Source organism: Streptomyces anatolicus, from assembly GCF_019400875.1.
Taxonomy (GTDB): Bacteria; Actinomycetota; Actinomycetes; order Streptomycetales; family Streptomycetaceae; genus Streptomyces; species Streptomyces anatolicus.
Genome location: NZ_WMBF01000520.1, coordinates 1 through 4,197 on the forward strand (window position 1 = coordinate 1; position 4,197 = coordinate 4,197).

Here is a 4,197-nt window from a genome sequence, read left to right on the forward strand (position 1 = left end):
GTCGCGGGCGGGGTCCAGGGCCGGATCCAGAGCCGGGTCGCGGGCGGAGTCCAGGGCCGGATCCGGAGCCGGGTCGCGGGCGGGGTCCAGGGCCGGGTCGCGGGCCGGGTTCCGGGCCGGATTTAGGGCCGGGTTGCGGGCCGGATCCAGGGCCAGGTCGCGGGCCGGATCCAGGGCCGAGTCGCGGGCCGGATCCAAGTCCAAGTCGCGGGCCGGGTCCAAGTCCAAGTCGTCCAGGCCGTCCAGGCCACCCGCGTCAGCCGCCCCCGGCGCCCCTTCCTTCACGGCGTCCGCCGCCGAGGCGAACCTGTCGTCGAGGGTGTCCGGTGCGGGCGTGGGGCCCGTGTCCTGTGCGGCTTCGTCGTACAGCTGCCCCCACCAGTCGTCGTCGCGGCCGGTGCGCCTCTCCCCCTGCTGGCTCATGCCCCTATTTTCCACCGCGAAGGACGTACGAAAACGGTGCTTCCGGAAATTCCGGCCATCTTGACGACAAGAGGGCCGGGGCGAGGGGGCCGGGACAGGCGCGACGAGGGGGACCGCCGGGCGGACCCACCCCCCACAGGAGGTCCGCCCGGCGGTGTCGGGGGCGCCGGGGCGTACGCCGTGCGCCCTGGCCCGTAGCCCGCGTGCCCAGTGGCGCCGGGTTCAATCCGCGTACCGTCCTTCGCGGACGACGCGGCGAGGGGCGGGGATGATGTACGGAGCGCTGGGGAGGGAGATCGCCGGATGCTGGCAGCGATAGGTCTGGACGAGACGCACGAGTCGGCGTACCGGGCGCTGGTGCGCGTGGGCGCCGCCGAGGTGTCCGATCTCGCCCGCGGACTCGGCATCGGCGAGCCGGAGACCGAGCGGGCGCTGCGCCGCCTGGAGCGGCACGGTCTGGCCGCGCGGGCCTCCGGCAGGGCGGGCCGCTGGGTGGCCGCGCCGCCCGGCGCCGCGCTCGGCGCCCTGCTCACCCGGCGGCGGCACGAGCTGGAGAAGGCGGAGCTGGCGGCGACCGCGCTCGCCGAGGAGTACCGCGCGCAGGCCGCCGAGCCCACCGTCCACGACCTGGTCGAGGTGGTCACCGGCGCGGCGGCCGTCTCGCAGCGGTTCCTCCAGTTGCGTCTCGGGGCGCGCGACGAGGTGTGCGCGCTGGTGACCGGCGGCCCGGCCGGGCTCACCGGCGTGGCGGACAGCGCGGCGGGGCGGTCCGCCGACCGGGCCGTCCGTTGCCGCTCGGTGGTGGAGCGGGCGGTACTCGACATGCCCACGGGGCTCGTCGAACTGTCGGCGGCGATCGGCCGCGACGAGCAGGTGCGGGTCGTGGACCGCGTCCCGGCGAAGCTGCTGATCGCCGACGGCTCGCTCGCGATGGTGCCGCTCACCTCGCGGACCGCGGAGCCCGCCGCGCTCGTGGTGCACGACAGCGGGCTGCTCGCCTCGCTGACGGGCCTCTTCGAGGCGGTCTGGCGTGCGGCGCTGCCGCTGCGCCTCGGCGCGGACGGCGGCACGGTCGGTGAGGCGGACCCCGAGGGCCCGGACGGCACGGACCTGGAGATTCTCTCCCTGCTCCTGGCGGGCCTGACCGACGCGAGCGTCGCCAAGCAGCTCGATCTGGGGCTGCGGACGGTGCAGCGCCGGGTGAAGCGGCTGATGGAGCTGACGGGCGTGACGACCCGGCTCCAGCTGGGCTGGCACGCGTACGAACGCGACTGGGTGGCGCGCCGGACCCGCGCGCCGCAGGGCTAATCTGACCTGCGGTTTCCCTGGGACTGCGGCACGCTGGGCAGATGGGAGCGTGGGAACTCCTGCTGGTCGCGGTGGTGATGCTGCTCGGCCTGTGCGGAGTGCTTGTGCCCGGAGTGCCGGGGCCGTGGCTGGTGTGGGCCGCGGTCCTGTGGTGGGCGCTCCAGGATCAGCGGGGGCTCGCGTGGGGCCTGCTCGTCGGCGCGACCGTCGTCCTGCTCGTGGCGCAGGCCGTGCGCTGGCAGCTGCCTCCGCGCAGGCTGCGGCAGAGCGGTGCCACGCGCCGGATGGCCGCGTTCGCCGGGGCCGGGGCGCTGCTGGGGTTCTGCGTGGTGCCGGTGCTCGGCGCGATTCCCGGCTTCATCGGCGGGATCTACGCCGGGGAGCGGCTGCGGCTCGGCGGCCATGGCGAGGCGGTGGCGGCGACGCGGACGGCCATGCGCAACGGCGGGACGAGCGTGCTCACCGAGCTTTTCGCCTGCCTGTTGATTCTGGGGGCGTGGCTGGGGGCGGTGTTCTGGGGCTAGCGCCTGTCGGGGCCCCGGACATGCCCTGGGCCGGTGCGGGCGCCCCGTGTTGTCGGCCGGGAGCCCGTGCGAGGCTCGCCGCATGAGCGAATTCAGTGCAGCCGAACGCGCGTACCTCAAGTCCCAGCGGCTGGGGCGGCTGGCCACGGTCGACCCGATGGGGCAGCCGCAGGCGAACCCCGTCGGTTTCTTCCCCCAGGACGACGGCACGATCCTGGTCGGCGGTCACGCGCTGAGCACGACGAAGAAGTGGCGCAACCTCCAGGCGAACGCGAAGGTGTCCCTCGTCGTCGACGACGTCGTGAGCCTGGAGCCGTGGAAGGTGCGGGGCATCGAGGTCCGGGGCGTGGCCGAACTGCTCATCGGCCCGCATGAGTTGGGCCCCGGCTTCAGCGCGGAGCTGATCCGGATCCGGCCGCGGCGGATCCACAGCTGGGGGCTCGACGCGCGGTGAGGCCCTGTTCCGTCCAGAGGTGGCGCAGGGCGTACGAGCGCCATGGCCGCCAGGCGTCCGGCACCGGCTCCGGTTCGCCGAGCGGGGCCACGTCGGGGTCGCCGAGGGCCCGCATCCTGATCAGCGCGGCCGTCCGCGCGTCCAGGCCGGGCAGGGCGAGCAGCGCGGCCTCGGCGTCGTCCCGGTCCGCTCCCGCGTCGAGGCGCAGGGCGCCGTCGGCGAGCGCCGTGGCGAGCGCGCCGAGCGGGCCGGGCTCGGCGGCCAGTTCGGCGGCCAGGTCAGCGGGTGTCGGGAAGAGGTGGGTGAGCCGTCCGCAGGCCGCGTCCAGCGCCTTGCCGTACCGCTCCACCAGCCGTCCGGCACCGGCCCGCCCCACGAGCGCCCGCACCGCGAACTCCTCGGGGTCGGCGGCGCCGGGCGAGCGCAGTCCGGGCCGGGCGGCGACGAGCGGGCCGAGCCGGGGGTCGGCGCCGAGCCGGTCGTCCACGGCGTAGGGATCGGCGTCCAGGTCGAAGAGGCGGCGCAGGCGCTGCACGGCCGTGGTGAGGTCGCGCAGGTCGGTGAGGTGCAGCCGGGCGTCGAGCCAGCCGCCGCGGTGCACGGCCGCCGAGCTGGCCCCGCCCGGGGCGGGGCCGGACTCCTGAACCGCCACGATCCCCGTGCCGTAGGGCAGTCGGAGCGTACGGCGGTAGGTGCGGGCGGTGCGCTCGCCGGTGACCTCCTCGATGCCGGGTACCGCCTCCGCCGCGAGCAGGTCGAAGACGGCCGCGGCCTGGTAGGGGCCCCGGTGGGCGAGGCGCAGCGGGATGCCCGCCGCGGGCGTGGCCCGTGCGGCGCCGCGCTTGGGGGCGGCGGTGCGCAGCGCGGTGGGCGTGAGCGCGTAGACGGCCTTGATGGTGTCGTTGAACTGGCGGACGCTGGCGAATCCGGCGGCGAACGCGATCTCCGTGATCGGCAGGTCCGTGGTCTGCAGCAGTACGCGCGCGGTGTGCGCGCGCTGGGCCCTGGCCAGCGCGACCGGGCCCGCGCCCACTTCGGCGGTGAGCTGGCGCTGGACCTGGCGGGCGCTGTAGCCGAGGCGTACGGCGAGGCCGGGGACGCCTTCGCGGTCGACGACGCCGTCGCCGATCATGCGCATGGCGCGGCCGACGACGTCGGCGCGGACGTTCCACTCGGCGGAGCCGGGGACGGCGTCCGGGCGGCAGCGGCGGCAGGCGCGGTAGCCGGAGGTCTGGGCGGCGGCGGCCGTGGTGTAGTAGCGGACGTTCTGCCGTTTGGGCGTCACGGCGGGGCAGCTGGGGCGGCAGTAGATGCCGGTGGTCTCCACGGCGAAGAAGAACTCGCCGTCGAAGCGGGCGTCCCGGCTGCGGACGGCCTCGTACCGGGTTTCCTCATCGATCACGCCACCCATTCTGCGGGGCTCCTGGGGAGGGCGCTGGCGGTTATCGGACACGGTGCTCGAGTGCGGGTTGTTCCCTGGTGGAGGGG

General features: G+C 75.6%; 4 protein-coding genes and 1 pseudogene. 3 read left to right on the forward strand and 2 right to left on the reverse strand.

Features of this window, described 5'->3' with window-relative positions; translation table 11 throughout:
* Positions 1–423 (reverse strand): annotated as a pseudogene (locus GKQ77_RS33695) (protein phosphatase 2C domain-containing protein); the annotation flags it as partial.
* 303 nt (positions 424–726) lie between these two features.
* Here GKQ77_RS33695 and GKQ77_RS28705 point away from each other — a divergent pair.
* The 3 genes from GKQ77_RS28705 (at position 727) to GKQ77_RS28715 (ending at position 2,709) form a co-directional block, all read left to right on the forward strand.
* Complete coding sequence (locus GKQ77_RS28705) at positions 727–1,731, forward strand: helix-turn-helix transcriptional regulator (protein ID WP_219691888.1); 1,005 nt, start codon at positions 727–729, stop codon at positions 1,729–1,731.
* A 41-nt stretch (positions 1,732–1,772) separates the two neighbouring features.
* Positions 1,773–2,255: a DUF456 domain-containing protein gene (locus tag GKQ77_RS28710; protein WP_219691889.1), complete on the forward strand. Its 483-nt coding sequence runs from the start codon at positions 1,773–1,775 to the stop codon at positions 2,253–2,255.
* A gap of 82 nt (positions 2,256–2,337) precedes the next feature.
* Entirely contained in the window at positions 2,338–2,709 is a 372-nt protein-coding gene (locus tag GKQ77_RS28715) for a PPOX class F420-dependent oxidoreductase (RefSeq protein WP_219691890.1), read from the forward strand.
* On the opposite strand, the gene GKQ77_RS28720 is transcribed toward GKQ77_RS28715, so the two are convergent.
* Positions 2,645–4,120 carry a DNA-3-methyladenine glycosylase 2 family protein gene (locus GKQ77_RS28720; RefSeq protein WP_258022135.1) on the reverse strand — a complete coding sequence of 492 codons (1,476 nt, stop codon included), beginning with the start codon at positions 4,118–4,120 and terminating at the stop codon, positions 2,645–2,647. The genes GKQ77_RS28715 and GKQ77_RS28720 overlap by 65 nt on opposite strands.
* Between the last annotated feature and the right edge of the window lie 77 nt (positions 4,121–4,197).